The 15,313-nt window shown below is 62.5% G+C and carries 14 protein-coding genes; 11 read left to right on the top strand and 3 right to left on the bottom strand.

Annotated features, from left to right (window positions below; genetic code table 11):
* The first annotated feature begins 83 nt into the window (after positions 1 to 83).
* The 7 genes from A3M3_RS0102670 to A3M3_RS29430 all read left to right on the top strand — a co-directional run bounded on the left by A3M3_RS0102670 (position 84) and on the right by A3M3_RS29430 (position 9,829).
* Complete coding sequence (locus tag A3M3_RS0102670) at positions 84 to 1,838, top strand: glycerol-3-phosphate dehydrogenase/oxidase (RefSeq protein WP_028265036.1); 1,755 nt, start codon at positions 84 to 86, stop codon at positions 1,836 to 1,838.
* A 39-nt stretch (positions 1,839 to 1,877) separates the two neighbouring features.
* The gene (locus A3M3_RS0102665) at positions 1,878 to 2,366 is read left to right on the top strand and encodes a PTS sugar transporter subunit IIA (protein ID WP_028265035.1); all 489 of its coding nucleotides are present in this window, start codon (positions 1,878 to 1,880) and stop codon (positions 2,364 to 2,366) included.
* An 84-nt stretch (positions 2,367 to 2,450) separates the two neighbouring features.
* On the top strand, positions 2,451 to 3,287 hold the full coding sequence (locus A3M3_RS0102660; RefSeq protein WP_028265034.1) for an SURF1 family protein: 837 nt from the start codon (positions 2,451 to 2,453) through the stop codon (positions 3,285 to 3,287).
* A complete protein-coding gene (locus A3M3_RS0102655) occupies positions 3,284 to 3,805 on the top strand; it encodes a DUF3817 domain-containing protein (protein WP_028265033.1) in 522 nt (173 codons plus the stop codon). Before A3M3_RS0102660 ends, A3M3_RS0102655 begins: the two co-directional genes overlap by 4 nt.
* 139 nt (positions 3,806 to 3,944) lie before the next feature.
* Positions 3,945 to 5,549 carry a glutamine-hydrolyzing GMP synthase gene (guaA, locus tag A3M3_RS0102650; RefSeq protein WP_028265032.1) on the top strand — a complete coding sequence of 535 codons (1,605 nt, stop codon included), beginning with the start codon at positions 3,945 to 3,947 and terminating at the stop codon, positions 5,547 to 5,549.
* 128 nt (positions 5,550 to 5,677) lie between these two features.
* Positions 5,678 to 9,574 (top strand): AAA family ATPase, encoded by a 3,897-nt coding sequence (locus A3M3_RS23605; RefSeq protein ID WP_442853090.1) that lies wholly within the window; start codon positions 5,678 to 5,680, stop codon positions 9,572 to 9,574.
* Between the two features lie 9 nt (positions 9,575 to 9,583).
* Positions 9,584 to 9,829 carry a hypothetical protein gene (locus tag A3M3_RS29430; RefSeq protein ID WP_442853123.1) on the top strand — a complete coding sequence of 82 codons (246 nt, stop codon included), beginning with the start codon at positions 9,584 to 9,586 and terminating at the stop codon, positions 9,827 to 9,829.
* Between the two features lie 39 nt (positions 9,830 to 9,868).
* Here A3M3_RS29430 and A3M3_RS23600 read toward each other — a convergent pair whose 3' ends face one another.
* The 3 genes from A3M3_RS23600 to A3M3_RS0102630 all read right to left on the bottom strand — a co-directional run bounded on the left by A3M3_RS23600 (position 9,869) and on the right by A3M3_RS0102630 (position 11,793).
* Positions 9,869 to 10,444: an RcpC/CpaB family pilus assembly protein gene (locus A3M3_RS23600; RefSeq protein ID WP_035742148.1), complete on the bottom strand. Its 576-nt coding sequence runs from the start codon at positions 10,442 to 10,444 to the stop codon at positions 9,869 to 9,871.
* Between the two features lie 317 nt (positions 10,445 to 10,761).
* Positions 10,762 to 11,025, bottom strand: coding sequence for an FmdB family zinc ribbon protein (locus A3M3_RS0102635; RefSeq protein ID WP_028265031.1), 264 nt, complete (start codon positions 11,023 to 11,025; stop codon positions 10,762 to 10,764).
* Positions 11,026 to 11,187: 162 nt separating this feature from the next.
* Positions 11,188 to 11,793 carry a 5-formyltetrahydrofolate cyclo-ligase gene (locus A3M3_RS0102630; protein ID WP_028265030.1) on the bottom strand — a complete coding sequence of 202 codons (606 nt, stop codon included), beginning with the start codon at positions 11,791 to 11,793 and terminating at the stop codon, positions 11,188 to 11,190.
* A 120-nt stretch (positions 11,794 to 11,913) separates the two neighbouring features.
* On the opposite strand from A3M3_RS0102630, the gene galU reads away from it, so the two are divergent.
* The 4 genes from galU (at position 11,914) to A3M3_RS0102610 (ending at position 15,281) form a co-directional block, all read left to right on the top strand.
* The gene (galU, locus tag A3M3_RS0102625) at positions 11,914 to 12,819 is read left to right on the top strand and encodes a UTP--glucose-1-phosphate uridylyltransferase GalU (RefSeq protein ID WP_028265029.1); all 906 of its coding nucleotides are present in this window, start codon (positions 11,914 to 11,916) and stop codon (positions 12,817 to 12,819) included.
* 6 nt (positions 12,820 to 12,825) lie between these two features.
* Positions 12,826 to 13,446 (top strand): GNAT family N-acetyltransferase, encoded by a 621-nt coding sequence (locus tag A3M3_RS0102620; RefSeq protein ID WP_028265028.1) that lies wholly within the window; start codon positions 12,826 to 12,828, stop codon positions 13,444 to 13,446.
* A gap of 308 nt (positions 13,447 to 13,754) precedes the next feature.
* Positions 13,755 to 14,480 (top strand): hypothetical protein, encoded by a 726-nt coding sequence (locus A3M3_RS0102615; RefSeq protein WP_331280352.1) that lies wholly within the window; start codon positions 13,755 to 13,757, stop codon positions 14,478 to 14,480.
* Between the two features lie 6 nt (positions 14,481 to 14,486).
* Positions 14,487 to 15,281 carry an SDR family oxidoreductase gene (locus tag A3M3_RS0102610; RefSeq protein WP_028265026.1) on the top strand — a complete coding sequence of 265 codons (795 nt, stop codon included), beginning with the start codon at positions 14,487 to 14,489 and terminating at the stop codon, positions 15,279 to 15,281.
* Positions 15,282 to 15,313: the final 32 nt, after the last annotated feature.

Genomic DNA, 15,313 nt, shown 5'->3' with positions numbered 1-15,313 from the left:
CAGCCCTTGCGCAGCCCCTGCCCAAGCCCGCGGACAAGAAGTAGTGTGGGGAACTACGGGCTTTGTGCGATGGGAGGCGTCCGATGAGCAGTGTTGCAGATGGTTCGCAGAGGAATGATGCCGGAGCGTTGAGTCCGCAGGCACGGGCCAGATCCCTTGAAGTGCTCAAGGGCACTACGGAGCCCGGCAAGGAACTGGACATCCTGATTGTCGGCGGCGGCGTGGTTGGGGCCGGGGCTGCCTTGGACGCAATCACGCGGGGATTGTCCGTGGGTATTGTCGAAGCGCGGGACTGGGCTTCCGGCACGTCGTCGCGGTCCTCGAAGCTGATTCACGGCGGCCTGCGTTACCTCGAAATGCTTGACTTCGCGCTGGTACAGGAAGCTCTCCAGGAACGCGGATTGCTGATCCAGCAAATCGCGCCGCACCTTGTCCGGCCGGTCCCGTTCCTCTATCCGCTTACGCGGCGTTTTTGGGAGCGGCCCTACGTGGGTGCGGGCATCCTTCTCTACGACACCCTTGGCCTCACTTCAGGCCACAGCCGCGGTGTCCCCATGCACAAACACCTCTTCCGGCGGGGAACGCTGAGGGCTGCCCCGAGCCTCAAGAGCGATGCGTTCGTGGGGTCCATCCGCTACTACGATGCCCAGGTTGACGACGCCAGGCTCGTCGTCAATGTCGTCCGCACTGCGGCGCACTATGGAGCGCATGCCGTGAACAGGATGCGCGTGGTGTCTTTCGTGCGCGAAGGCGAACGCGTGGTGGGCGCGAAGGTTGAGAACCAGGAAGACGGCAGCATCATCGAAGTCCGCGCCAAGCAAGTGGTCAATGCGACCGGCGTCTGGACCGACGAGACCCAGGCCATGGTGACGGATCGTGGCCAACTCAAGGTCCGCGCTTCCAAAGGGATCCACCTTGTGGTCCCGCGCGACCGCTTCCAGTCGACGGTGGGATTGATCCTGAGGACCGAGAAATCCGTGCTGTTCGTCATCCCGTGGGGGAGGCACTGGATCATCGGTACCACAGACACCGACTGGAAGCTCGACAAGGCCCACCCCGCAGCGTCCACCAAGGACATCGACTATGTTCTCGAACACGTCAATCGTGTCCTGAAACGGCCTTTGACCCGTGAGGATGTTGAAGGTGTGTATGCGGGCCTCCGGCCGCTGCTGGCAGGGGAGAGCGACTCAACTGCCAAGCTTTCGCGCGAACATGTTGTGGCGCACCCCGTTCCAGGGCTGGTGGTGGTTGCCGGGGGCAAGTTCACCACGTACAGGGTCATGGCGAAGGACGCCGTTGACGAAGCGACCCGCGCCATGGATGAGCGCGTTCCCGCGAGTTGCACTGAAACCATCCCGCTTTTGGGCGCTGAAGGATTCAAGGCTGCATGGAATCGCCGCGGAAGGACCGCAGACGAGGCCGGGGTCCACGTCGCCAGGGTGGAGCATTTGCTCAACCGATACGGCTCCATGACGCCGGAAGTCCTCGCGATCATCAAAGACAATCCGGCGATGGCCGAGCCACTCCCGGGCGCCGACGACTATCTTGCGGCCGAGGTTGTTTATGCCGCAACCCATGAGGGTGCCCGCCACGTCCACGATGTCCTGACGCGCCGCACCCGGATATCGATCGAGTCGTGGGACAGAGGTGTTTCCGCTGTCCCCGTTGTCGCTAAGCTGATGGGAGAAATTCTTGGCTGGAGCGACGCGCAGCGGGAAAGCGAAATCAAGCACTACCTCGCCCGGGTGGAAGCTGAACGGCTCAGCCAACAGCAGCCCGACGACGAATCGGCCGATGCCGCGCGCATGGGAGTCGATGACATCGTTCCCTTGCGCTGAGCGGCCTGGGCCGGCTGGGCACACTGGAGGGAAAACGACGTGGCGGAACCACTGGACCCGTACGATGCCGAACTGACGACGCCGGAGACCGTCATCTTGGAGATGGAAGCGACGGACAAGACCGATGCCGCGGGCCAGCTCGCCGAGCGGCTCTACGCAGCCGGACGCATTACGGACCTGGGGGGTTTCCTCGAAGTCGTCAATTCCCGCGAGCACCAGCTAGCGACCGGACTGCCGGGCGGCATTGGATTGCCGCATGCCCGCAGCGAGTTTGTCTCGCGTGTCTCCATCGCTGTTGGCATCACGAAATTCGGGCACTCCCTGGACTTCGGCGCGAGCGACGGGCCGGCCACGGTGGTACTGCTCATCGCGACACCGGCAAGTTCCTTTTCGGACCACCTCGAAGTACTTGCCACCTTGGCGCGGTCGCTCTCCAAGGAGTCATTCCGGGAATCCCTCCGGCGGGCCCATGATCCGGAAGTCATTGCCGAACTGATCAACTCCAGCCTGGTGTTCTTCGACCACTGAGACTCGGACCTCCAGGGCTGCCCACGCTAGGGCAGCCCCACTCTCGTTTAGCTGTTCTACAGCTTGACGAAGTACGGTTAAGGGGTGTTGAAAACTGCTCTGAAGCCTCGCTGGATCGCAGGACTTGTCTTTGCTCTCCTGCTCTCCGGGGTGTTTGTGCTGCTCAGCCAGTGGCAGTTCGGCAGATCCACGCAAAGCGACGTCCCCGCTGACGACCCCGCGGTGGAGCAAGTCAAGCCGCTCACCGGAACCCTGCAGCCGGGAACGTTCTTCCCGAGTACCGCATCGGATCAAATGGTCAGCGCCAAAGGCAGTTATGATCCCGCCAAGCAGGTCCTTGTCGAGGGCAGGCTGCTCGCCGGACAAAAAGGGTACTGGGTGGTCAACGCGTTTGCCGTCGACGGCGCCCCCGTCCTCCAGGGCGCAGGCGCTTCCCCGAAGACCTGGATCCCCGTGGCACGCGGCTGGGTCGCCGATCCCGCCCAAGCCGGACCGCCGCCGTCGGGCAGCATTGAATTGACCGGACGGCTCCTGCCGTCCGAAGCGCCAGTGCCAAACGTCGACGCCGGAGCGGGCCGCGCCTCCGCGGTTTCGGTCGCCGAACTCATCAACACCTGGGATGTCTCAAGCTATCCGGGCTTCGTCGCCGCGACTTCGGAAATGTCGGCGGGCAAGGTGCTTGCACTTCCGGCGCAACTGAAGCCCCTGAATATCCCCGCCCAGCCGCCCAACCAACAGATCAACTGGCTCAACCTTTTCTACTCGGTGGAATGGGTGGTCTTTGCAGGATTTGCCCTGTATATCTGGTGGCGCATGGTGGCCGACGACTACCGGCGCACCCTCGAAGAGGACGAGCCGGACGACGAATTCCCATCCGACGATTTGCCAGAAATGACCAAGCCAGAACAGGTACAGCCATGATTGAGCCCAAACCGGCCATCCAACCCGAACAGTCCGGAGAATCTGCCTCGAAGCCAGCCCTGGCCAAGAAGAAGCGCCGCTTCGGCGGAACCACGGCCCAGATCCGATCGGCCTTGAAGTTCTACAAAGTCATGGCATACCTCACCGGCACCATGCTGCTTCTCCTGTGCGCCGAGCTGGTGGCACGCTACGTGTTCGGTGTGTATCTCTTTGCCGGTGGCACGAACGCAATCACAGGCCAGCCGTTCGGTTTTGGATTTACCGACGCCGAGTCCAAGTCTGTCCTCGGGGGCGTGAACGTCTCGATCACGGTGCTGATCGTCCACGGCTGGATGTACGTGATCTACCTCATCTCGAACTTCCGTTTGTGGTCGCTCATGCGCTGGCCGTTCCTGAAGCTCGTCCTGCTTGCCCTCGGTGGCGTTGTCCCGCTGATGTCGTTCATTGTGGAGAAGAAGTTCCACTCGGAGGTCGAGATGGAACTCGCCGCTCATCCCCAGGCGTCCAAGCGCTACTAGTTCCTAAGGGGCCGGTTGACGCTCCGGTCCCTGCGGGCATTGTGAGATCGCTAACGTCGGGTTGTCTTCCGGCTGTTTCCGGGGCTTCACGACTAGCTCCAAGGTGCACCGGGGCATCCCGGCAAAGTAGGCTGTTACGGTGACTACTCCCACCGCACCCTTCAGTTCTGAAGCTCAGACTTCCCAGAAGCCGGTGCTGGTTGTTGACTACGGTGCCCAGTACGCGCAGCTGATTGCCCGCCGCGTCCGTGAAGCGAATGTGTACTCGGAGATTGTTCCGCACACTTTCACCACCGAGCAGCTTCTGGCCAAGAATCCGGCAGCGATCATCCTTTCGGGCGGCCCTTCCAGCGTTTACGCCGAGGGTGCGCCGAGCGTTGGTCCGGACCTTTTCGAGGCGGGCGTGCCGGTCTTCGGTATCTGCTACGGCTTCCAGGCCATGGCCAACGCGCTCGGCGGCAAGGTCGCTCAGACCGGTTTGCGGGAGTACGGCGCTACCGAGGCCACCACTGTTGGTGAGGCCCGATCGATCCTTGCGGGTATCCCGGACTCCCAGAACACCTGGATGAGTCACGGAGACTCCGTTCATGAGGCCCCGGCAGGCTTTGAAGTCCTGGCGACTACGGCGGGCGCACCCGTCGCGGCTTTCGCGAACGAAGCGAAGCACCTTTACGGCGTCCAGTGGCACCCGGAGGTTAAGCACTCGGCTCACGGACAGCAGGTCCTGGAGAACTTCCTGTTCAACGGAGCGGGCCTGAAGCCGAATTGGACCACTGGCAACATCCTCGAAGAACAGGTGGACCGGATTCGCCAGCAGATCGGCGATGCCAAGGTTATCTGCGGACTCTCCGGCGGCGTCGACTCGGCTGTGGCCGCAGCCCTCGTGCAGCGCGCCGTAGGCGATCAGCTCACCTGCGTATTCGTGGACCATGGCTTGCTGCGCGAAGGTGAAGCCGAACAGGTCGAGCGCGATTTCGTAGCCGCTACCGGTGTGAACCTTTACGTGGCAAACGAGCAGGAGCGCTTCTTGTCCGCTCTGGCCGGTGTCAGTGATCCGGAGACCAAACGCAAGATCATCGGCCGCGAGTTCATTCGTGCGTTCGAGCAAGCAGAGAGGGCAATTATTGCCCAGGCTGCGTCCGAAGGCGAGAGCATCAAGTTCCTCGTCCAGGGCACCCTGTACCCGGACGTCGTCGAATCCGGCGGCGGCGAAGGTGCTGCAAACATCAAGAGCCACCACAACGTGGGCGGGCTGCCCGAGGACCTGCAGTTCGAACTCGTTGAACCCCTGCGTGCGCTGTTCAAGGACGAAGTTCGTGCCGTGGGCGCACAGCTCGGCTTGCCGCAGGAAATCGTTGGACGCCAGCCGTTCCCTGGTCCCGGACTGGGTATCCGCATTGTGGGCGAGGTGAACAAGGAAAGACTCGATCTGCTGCGTAAGGCAGACGCCATCGCGCGTGCCGAACTCACTGCGGCCGGGCTCGACAATGACGTCTGGCAGATGCCGGTAGTGCTGTTGGCTGATGTCCGGAGCGTTGGCGTACAGGGCGACGGGCGTACCTATGGACACCCGATCGTGCTGCGTCCCGTTTCTTCCGAGGACGCCATGACTGCCGACTGGTCCAGGCTCCCTTATGATCTCCTCGCCAGGATCTCCAACAGGATCACCAACGAGGTAGACGGGGTCAACCGCGTGGTGCTGGATGTCACCAGTAAGCCGCCGGGAACCATCGAGTGGGAATAGCTTTCTGAGTGACCGGCCTCTGTTTCAGAGGCCGGTCACTCTGCATTTCCCCTGAAGTCAGGGGCAATTTCCGTTTCCACCAGTGTTGCGGTGCGGACTGCAGGTCTCTTCCCGCTACCCTCGAAAGTATGCCGATTTGGTCCAAGTCGTCTCGAGCCAGAACAGAAAAGAAGGCAGCAGTGTCAGTAAGTCAAAGCCACGAAGAGAGCTCCGCGGAGCTTCGGAAATGGCTGTCCGGGCTCAAGCCCGTGACCGGCGCGGACACGATGCTTCGCTTCGTCAAGACGCCGGAAGGATCGATTGACCTCAGTAACGGCCATCCGTCAGGCCTCGCACAGCTCCTCGTCGGCCGTCGAACCCGTCTTTCCACTCTGATCCGGGATCGCCAGCAGTACCTTGTTGCCGCGCGTGCCGCAAGGAACCTTCGCTCGAAGATCTTCGAACTGGGCCATGACCGGGGAATCGACGCAGGTTACCTCTCGTGTGGCACGGTCGTGTGGACGTCGGCGGTCGGAGGAAAGCCCCAGCGTGTTTCTGCCCCCGTCATGTTGGCAGCCATTTCGCTCACCGCGCGGCCGGGCGAAGATGACTACGAGCTGCAGCTTACCGAGCAAGCCAGCATCAACCCCGCCTTGGTACGGCATTTGAAGACCGTCCACGGAATTGTGTTCGACGTCAACGCAGTGGGCCGCATGGCGTACAACACCGCTCGCCTTGACCCCCTGCCGGTCCTTGACCGTTTGGCCACGCTGGTGCAGCCGATCCCCGGTGCGGAGGTAACTCCCAATCTCCTCGTAACGACGTTGGCGGATCTGTCCGGTAACTTGGACGACCCCTGGATCAACGAGAACAACCGCATCGTTTCCTCTCTGTTTGAAGCCGCCAACGGCGGGGAGGTCGAACCCGAACCCATCCAGTCCGGGCGGTTCCCAAGCCTTGACGAGCGCGATCCCGTCGAGGAGTCGCTGCTCCTGGACGCGGACACGGACCAGCAATTCGTCGTGGATGCCGTCCGGGCAGGCGATTCGCTGGTGGTCAGCACGCCGCCAGGCACCGGCCAGACCCAAACCGCCATCAATGCCATCGGTGCGCTCGTCAACGAGGGCAAATCGGTGCTTGTCGTTGGCGACCGGCGAGCGAGCCTCAATGGCCTCGCCGCGCATTTCGAATCCCTTGGGCTCGAATCGATATTGTTCAGGCCAGGGAACGGCGCTAAGGCACAGCAGCTCAAGGGACAGTTGGTCAGTGCGATCATCCGCAACGAGAAATCGTTGGAACCGCAGCTTGCGAATCTCCACAAGACCCTGACCGAGCACCGCCATGCCCTGATGGACCATGTCGCGTCTTTGCACAACGTGCGCGAGCGTTGGGGGTGCTCGCCCTATCAGGCCATGCAGTCGCTCGCGGAACTAACCTCCATCCACCCGGCCCCCGCCACGACGGTGCGCTTGAAACGAAGTGTGCTGGACAATATCAAAGACCGCGCTGAGTTGGCCGAGAGGCTTCGCCGCGCTGCCGAGCTTGGCAGCTTCAGCCGCGCTTCGACGTCGAGCCCCTGGTACGGGGCGCGTTTGGTCACGCGCAAGGAGACCGAGGAAGCCCAGCAACTGGCCCATGCGGCCGCGGAACACCTTCCCCGGATGCGGGAACGGATGAACCAGGTTGCGGAGCACTCCGAAATCCGGCTCGGGACCAACTTCGCCGAATGGGGCTCGCAACTGGGGCTGTTGATGGCGGTGCGGGAAAGTCTGGACAAATTTACTCCCGATATTTTTGACCGGCCAGTCCACGATCTGATCTCGGCTACGGCGACCTCCGCCTGGCGTCGTGAGCAGGGCCTCGAGATGCCTTCGATGCAGCGCTCTCGTCTGCGTCGCGTGGCCAAGGAATACGTCCGCCCTGGTGTCCACATTGCCGATCTTCACAGTTCCTTGGTCCTCGTCCAGTCACAGCGGGCACTCTGGGCGGAATACGCGACCACTCAGCGCCATCCAGCAGTCCCCTCCGGACTCGCGGACTTGGGTGCGAGCTACCGTGAACTGGACCGGGATCTCCGCCGTCTGGGCGACTGCCTCAAGCATACGGCGGGCGGCGGCGACCTCCACGCGACCCGTTACGAAGACCTCATGGAGCGGCTTGAACGCCTGGTCGCGGATACGGGAACCTTGGAGACCCTCCCGGAACGCACGCTTTTGGTCGAGAACATGCGCGAGCATGGACTCGGCGAGCTTCTTGCGGATTTGGCGGAGCGCGAAGTGCCTGCCGAATCCGTTGCTGCCGAACTGGATCTCGCTTGGTGGCAATCCGCGCTCGAAGCGATGATCAGCGGCGATGACTACCTTGCCATGTCCGACGGCGATTCCCTCCGCCGCCTCGAAGCCGAGTACCGTCTCGCGGACCATGCGCACATCGCCAGCGGTGCCGCCCGTTTGCGGTGGAAGCTCTCCGAAATGTGGAGGACTGGAATCGCGGAACATCCCCGGCAGGCAGAATTGTTGCGGAACCTGATCAAGGATGGTCGCGTTACCCTGTCGGCGCTCAGCGCCCAAGCGCCAGACCTTGTCACGCGGCTGGTTCCCGTGTGGTCCATCAGCCCGTACCTGCTGACGAGCCTTTTGCCGGCCGAGCAGAAATTCGACGCGGTGGTGATTCTTGATGCCGAGGGCACGTCCCTGCACGCTGTGCTGCCTGCCATAGCCCGAGCCCAGCAAGTGGTTGCCTTCGGCGACGCGAACGTCGCCAATGCCCGGACGTTCAGTGTGGCGGTGGAGCCTCCCACGGCGGGTGGCATGAGCCAGGACATAGTCGACAGCGCTTTCAGTGCCCTGGCCCGGGTCCTGCCCACGCGGCAGTTGAACTGGGTGTATCGCGCAGTGGATGAAGATCTTGTGCTGCAACTGAGCAAGAACTACTACGATGGTGGCTTGCGTCGGCTTCCGGATGGCCAATCGGTCACAGGGCTGGACCGCTCGGTGGTAGTTGAGTACATTCCGGACGGCACCGGCTTGCCAGGTTCGGACCACGAAGGCGTTGAATCCGTTGCTGCCGAGGTGAACCGCGTGGTTGATCTGGTTTTTGAACACGCCAGGCTCCGGCCCCGGACCTCGCTGGCAGTGGTCACGGCCAGCCTGAGGCATGCCGCAAGGATCGGCGAGGCCATTAGGCTGCAGTTGCCCAACTATCCGCTGTTGTCGGGTTTCTTCAACGCCGGTTCGGAATCCTTCCGGGTGGTTGATTTGGAACGTGCCCAAGGGCTGGTCCGCGACCACGTCATCTTCTCCCTGGGCTTTGGCCGGACTCCGCATGGCCGGGCGCTGCACAGTTTCGGCCCCCTGTCCGTTGAAGGCGGCCGCAACAAGTTTGCCTTGGCAATGACCCGCTCGCGGAGATCGCTGCACGTTCTGAGCTGCTTCCGTCCGGAGGATCTGGACCTGGACAGATTGGCTCATGGAGCCGTCGAATTCCATGAACTCCTTGACCGTGAATTGTCAGGGAACTCGGATCTGGGGACACCTGCCACCAGGGCTGCTGCCAGCGAGCAAGCCCTCGGTGAGGATCCGTTGGTGGCAGATCTGGGCGAGCGGCTCCGTGCCCGTGGGGCTCGTGTGTGGCACCACTATGACGGGGTCCTGGACATCGCTGCCGCGGCCGATCCCGTGCACGCTATTGGGCGTGACGACAGCGAAGTGCCCACCCCGGTGGCCATCGAATCGGACGGCACGGAGCGATACCGCCGCATGAGTGTCAGGGAACGCAGCAGGCTCCGGCCCCAGCTCCTGGAACGCCTCGGTTGGCGGTACATGTCTCTGTGGACCATCGAGGTCTTCACGGACCCCTCGTCCTGCGCGGACCGCATCGGGGCATACCTTGGGCTGGAGAAGCCGGTGGCGCCCCCGTACCCTGATGTTCAGGATGGCTTCCTGGACATGGATGTTGAACAATTGGAACTGGATCATCAGGCGGAGCCGGCCCCGGCCAGGCTTGGCGAAACGCACGGCCCCGATTCGGGACCGGCTGCCCCTTAGGAAATCGCAATGCCGGAAAGCAAAGACACTCCAGCTAGGCAATCGGCGGAGACCGGTGCGGATGCGGCGGAATCCGACACGGCGTTGGACAAGCGGGAGAAAACAGAATTGGAAGCCACAACGGAGCGGAAACCGGCGGCAGAAGGCATTCTGCCGAAGAAGGCCGCCGAGGATGATCCACGCCGCTGGGGTGATGATCCTGGATATGATCATGACGCCTGGCTGAAGGAGCAAAGGCCTCCACACTGGGGCTGACGTTCCCGCGATGATCTTGGCAATCCTAAGGTGGTCGCCCTAGTGGTGGCCATCACGATTGACCAACACGAAGAAGAGTTTCCCGCGGGTGGAGGCTCCGGCGAGGATTTCCGCCTGTTGCGGGTTCGCTGCGACAACCACGAGGCCGTCCGACTCCTTGGTGCCTAGCCACTGACTGGCCTTGCCTCCCTGTGCGGAGGTCCACAAGACCGGGACGGCTGCAGCCAGGAGCTCGGATTTCTTGCCGGGGCCGCCGAGTCCGTCCGTGGCGGTGAGTACAACGTTGACCAACTGTCCGGGCGAGACCAGCTGAATTGAAGCGGGATCGGCCATGCGTAGTGGAACAGCCGCGGTCGCCGGATCGGTGCCGGTCAGCAGGCCCGGACCTAGGATTTGGGCGTCAGTGGGGATCTGCCCCTTCTGGAGGGGTGAGGCCAGCTGTTTTCCCGTATATCCAGTACTGGAAGTGAGCGCACCGGACGGAGCTCCACCGGGAAGAACTTCGAGGGGGACGAGGTCGGAATCGGCCAAACTGGATCCGGCCGGAAGATCCCGGGCGGCGGCTAGGACTGTGACCCGCTCTTCCGTGGCAGGAGTGAGTTGATGGACTGTCATTCCCGTGGCGATGCACAGCAGGAGGGCCACTATGAGACGTCGGTTGCGGTTCAGCCAGCTGCCAAGCCGGCGGGAGATGGAATGTCCCGGGGGAGCGCCCCGATGCCAGACCGGCCCGAAGGGAACAGCCGGAACACCACGAGGAGGGCGGCGTTTCGCAGTGCGGGCGAACGGTCTATTGCTTGGAACCGAAGTAGATCCCGTAGAACGGGGGTCTTGGGTCACGAACGTCTTTGCTGGCATGCCGCCACGCTAACCGCAGCCATGCTCCCGTGGCAGAGCCTAGTTGAGCTATGTGGAAAACCGGCGGCCCGGGGTCAGCTCGCGGCCGCAGCAGGGGCCGACGCCGGAGCCGTGGATGCCGCTGGTGCGGCCGGCGCAGCAGAAACCGTGCTTCCCTTGGAGTCCCGGGAGTCCGTGCGGTAGAAGCCCGAGCCCTTGAAGACGACGCCCACGCTGTTGAATTTCTTGCGCAGCGGTCCTTGGCATTCGGGGCAGTCAGACAGGGAACTGTCCGTGAAAGCCTGAACGATGTCAAAGGCATGGCCGCAGTCTTTGCAGGCATAAGCATATGTGGGCACTGGTGATCCTCCTCCGGGACGAACTACAGGTCCTGCGCTGCCAAGGTGGATTGCTCCGTCCATTAGCAGTCCCAGGGCCTGAGTGCTAATTCTATCATCCGGCGGAGGGGTCTCTACCAGAACCAGAGAATGTGGGGGAGCAGCCAAATCGCCGAAGCACGATCAGTCGGCTGGAGATAGCTGGACGACTCCCCGGGGGGTAAGCGCCGCTGTCACGGGCTTATCGAACGATTCTGCCGGGATGGCGCCCGCGGCTAGGACTTCGTGGTCATAGACGACGGCGACAGCCGGCGGACGCTGCCCGTCGGCGTCGAGCTTGTCCAGGAGCCGGTCGTAGTATCCGCCGCCTTGGCCGATGCGGTTGCCACCCTCGTCAATCGCAGTGGCCGGGAGGAAGATTCCGTTCACATCCTTGACGACGTCACTACCGAATCGTTCGCCCACCGGCTCATCAATGGGGGCATACCTTGAACGAACAAAAACCGTCTCCGGTGTCCAATACACCCAGCTCAGGCGTCGTTCCGGTTCACAGACAGGAAGCAGGACCCGGTGGCCGGCGGCATGGAGTGCCGCAAGCAAGGGCATTGTTGGGGGTTCTGCGGCTACCCCGACATAGGCCGCAAAAGTCGCGCGTTCACCGTGGGCGACGGCATCCGCCCACGATAGGCCATAGCGGGCGATCCCGGCTCCTGCGTCAGCACGTTGTTGGCCCGTCAGGGTTAGCCGCCGGTTGCGGTTTTCCCTGCGGATGTCATCTTTCAAAGTCACCTTTTTGCTCCAGTTCTTCCTGCTGTCCGGCTCCTAGGATGCTGAAGGTACGTCCGGTGCTCTTCGTCCAACAGTGCATCCTTCTGCCCAATGTCCGGTTCCTTCCGTTAGATTAGTCCGGTGACTTCCAAAAACTGCGCCGTCCGCAAGGCTGTTATTCCCGTTGCCGGGCTCGGCACCAGGTTTCTGCCTGCCACAAAAGCCATGCCCAAGGAGATGCTCCCGGTAGTCGACAAGCCGGCCATCCAATATGTTGTCGAAGAAGCCGTGAGCGTGGGCCTAAATGACGTCCTCATGATCACGGGCCGCAACAAGCGTGCGTTGGAGGATCACTTCGACCGTGTGCCGGCGTTGGAGGCGACCTTGGAGGCCAAGGGCGACACCACCAAGCTGGACTCGGTGCAGGCTACCAGCAACCTCGGTGACATTCACTATCTCCGCCAGGGCGATCCCAAAGGTCTGGGGCACGCGGTGTTGCGTGCAAAGCAGCACGTTGGATATGAACCTTTTGCGGTTCTTCTCGGTGACGACCTCATCGACGCCAGGGACACGCTCCTCAGCGACATGATCGAAGTCCAGCACAAGACCGGGGGATCAGTCGTCGCCCTCATTGAAGTCGAGCCCTCCCAGATCAGCGCCTATGGCTGCGCGGACATCGAGGATATCGGCGAGGATGGCTACGTCCGCATCAAGCAACTTGTCGAAAAGCCGGCCGCAGATGAAGCTCCGTCGAACCTGGCCGTGATTGGTCGCTACGTGCTCCACCCCTCGGTATTCGACGTTCTTGAGAAGACCGAGCCGGGCCGTGGGGGAGAGATTCAACTGACCGACGCCCTCCAGGTCCTGGCGGCCGGAGACGGCGAAGGTAGCGGCGTCTATGGAGTCGTCTTCCGTGGCCGCCGGTACGATACCGGAGACAAGCTCAGCTACCTCAAAGCCTGCGTCCAACTTGCGTGCGACAGCGAAGACCTCGGACCCGGCCTGCGTGAGTGGCTGCCGGGCTTTGCCGCCGGCCTCAGCAAGTAGCTCACTGTGTGGGGGGCGGCCATCTGGCCGGTGACGCTTGAGTGTGGCGACCTCATCTTGCGTCCCATTCATTACCGGGACAAGAAGGAATGGACCGAGGTCCGCTCGCGCAACAGTGACTGGCTTGCCCCTTGGGAAGCGTCAAACCCGGCCCCCGGCGGCCGTCTGCCGAATTATCGGCAGATGGTGGCGTCCCTTAACGCCCAAGCGCGGCAGGCAAGTGCCCTTCCGTTCGTGATCGCGGAGCGCACTCCAGGATTCCGCGAGCCCAGGATCGTAGGGCAGTTGACGGTCTCCTCGATCATGTGGGGATCGGCCATGACGGCCACCCTTGGGTATTGGGTAGATCAAGCCCGCGCCGGCCATGGGATCGCTCCCACCGCAGTTGCCATGGCGACTGACCATTGCTTCGAAGCTCTTGGCTTGCATCGGATGGAGATCAACATCAGGCCGGAAAACGGGCCGAGCCTCCGCGTTGTCGAAAAGCTTGGATTCCGTGACGAGGGCCGTCGTGAGCGTTTCCTCCACATCAATGGGGCATGGGCTGACCATCGAAGTTTTGCGCTGACCTCCGAGGAAATCCCGGGTGGCTTGCTCGCTGCGTGGCTTGGACGAGCAAGCAACTAGTCCATCTGACTGAATAGCGGTCATAAGTCTATTGATTTGCCGACTCTCCGACGACACACCGCGCGCAATGCGGTGGCGCCCGCGTATTTGCTTCTACGGTTTTGAATGTGGACTTCCCTCTCAGCAGCTCGGTGATATTGGTGGTTGCTGTTGCGCTGTGGATCGTTTGGGTTGCGCCATACATACTGCGAAATCGCCGCCAGCACATCCAGCTAGCTGCCGACGTTCCCGCAGATGACAGTGAAAAAGTCGCTCACGAACCGCAAGCCGGGGTGGTTCTGTCAATCGCCCCTCGGCAGGAGAAAGCAATGGAAACCATGCAGAGCATCGCCACCGCATTGCCCAAGAAATCGGCCGGCTCCGGTGAACGGCGTGATGCTGCAACGGACGCCGTGGTTTTCAAAATTAGATACGGGCGCTGCGCACTTGCCCTCGGCGGTCTTCTCCTGCTGCTCACGGCGGCCGTTTCGGGCGTGCTGCGCCTTCTTGGTTTCGTTTCGGGTTGGGTGCCGTTGGTCTCCATAGTCGGCACCGTTTGCGCCGTCTTCCTGCTTCGCCGTCTGGCCATCAGGGACCGCAGGGCGAAGATGAACACAGCTTTCCGCAACGCAATGGGTCCGGTGGTAGAGGCTCCCCGCGTCAGCGCAAAGGCAGCGGATCTCCCGCAGACCAAGATTTTCGACGCGGAAGCCGACGCTGGCGACGCGAAGCGATTGACCGCCGTCGAGCTCCGTCAGGCAGCGCTCAACGTTGCCGTCGCCGCTGGCGACCACACTGTCCGGTTTACCGAAGAGTCCAAGGAATCCGAATGGCAGCCGGTCGATGTTCCCAAGCCAACTTACGTTGACGCCGCCAAGGCGACGCGGCCGGCACCGGAACCGCTCGACTTGCCTGAGGCTCCCAAGCCGTTGGGCAAGCCGACGTTGAAGCAGGCCGGCGCGCCGTCCGCGAAGCCCTCGATCCAGGTCCAGCAGGGCAAGCCTCAGAGCGCCCTCAGCAATCTTGACGACGTACTGCAGCGCCGCCGGGCATAGCTTCCTGTGACCACTGTGTGCGTAGCCGGTGGCACGGGACAGGTGGGCCGTGAAGTCGTCCGTTTGGCGCTCGACGCCGGACTTGACGTGACGGTGCTGAGTCGCCGCCCGCCGTCGGGCACGTCGCCAGCCCATCACGACGGCGCCCGCTACTTTCAGGCGGACGTCACCACAAGCACCGGGCTGGCGGAAGCTCTCCAGGGGGCCGACGTCGTGATTGATTGCCTCGAGGGGCAGACCGGCAAGGCGCGCAAGAATTTCGCCGACGGCGGCGCGCAGCTGCTCGCCGCGGCCACCCGCGCCGGGGTGCGCAAGGCGGTCCTCCTCTCGATCATCAACTGCGACAAGAGCAACGCAGCCTTCTATGTCTCCAAAGCTGACAAGGAGCGGGTATACGAACGGTCGGCGCTCGAGACGGTGGTTGTGCGGGCCACCCAGTTCCACAGCCTCGTGACGGCCGTCTTCGAGGCGGGAGCGAAAATTCGCCTGATCCCGGTCTTCAAGGGCGCGCGCTTCCAATCAATTTCGCCGAGTGATGTGGCCGCCGAGTTGCTGGCAGAGGCACTGGGGGAGACCTCCGCAGAGCGGCACCGGACGCGAACCATCGGCGGGCCGGACATTCGGACCATGCGCGAACTCGCCGAAACCTGGCAGAAGCTGACGGGGCATCCTGGATGGATCGTGGAGCTTCCGTTACCTGGGGAGATGGGCAAATATCTTCGGAACGGGCTCAATTTGGCCTCGAGCCAACGGACGGGGACCGACACGTTCGAGTCTTGGTTTGGCAAAGCGGGAAGATAGTTTGTAGCCTAGGGGCACTGGTAACAAACGAT

The sequence above is a fragment of the Arthrobacter sp. MA-N2 genome, from assembly GCF_000517125.1.
GTDB classification, from domain to species: domain Bacteria; phylum Actinomycetota; class Actinomycetes; order Actinomycetales; family Micrococcaceae; genus Arthrobacter; species Arthrobacter methylotrophus.
Note: the sequence above shows the minus strand (reverse complement) of the source record. Positions and strands in the feature narration are given on the sequence as shown.

Coding starts and splice junctions, on each gene's coding strand:
- A3M3_RS0102655 (WP_028265033.1), top strand. CDS start 3,284: ATGATTGAGCCCAAACCGGCCATCCAACCCGAACAGTCCGGAGAATCT.
- A3M3_RS0102670 (WP_028265036.1), top strand. CDS start 84: ATGAGCAGTGTTGCAGATGGTTCGCAGAGGAATGATGCCGGAGCGTTG.
- A3M3_RS23600 (WP_035742148.1), bottom strand. CDS start 10,444: ATGACAGTCCATCAACTCACTCCTGCCACGGAAGAGCGGGTCACAGTC.
- A3M3_RS23605 (WP_442853090.1), top strand. CDS start 5,678: ATGCCGATTTGGTCCAAGTCGTCTCGAGCCAGAACAGAAAAGAAGGCA.
- A3M3_RS0102615 (WP_331280352.1), top strand. CDS start 13,755: ATGGAAACCATGCAGAGCATCGCCACCGCATTGCCCAAGAAATCGGCC.
- A3M3_RS29430 (WP_442853123.1), top strand. CDS start 9,584: ATGCCGGAAAGCAAAGACACTCCAGCTAGGCAATCGGCGGAGACCGGT.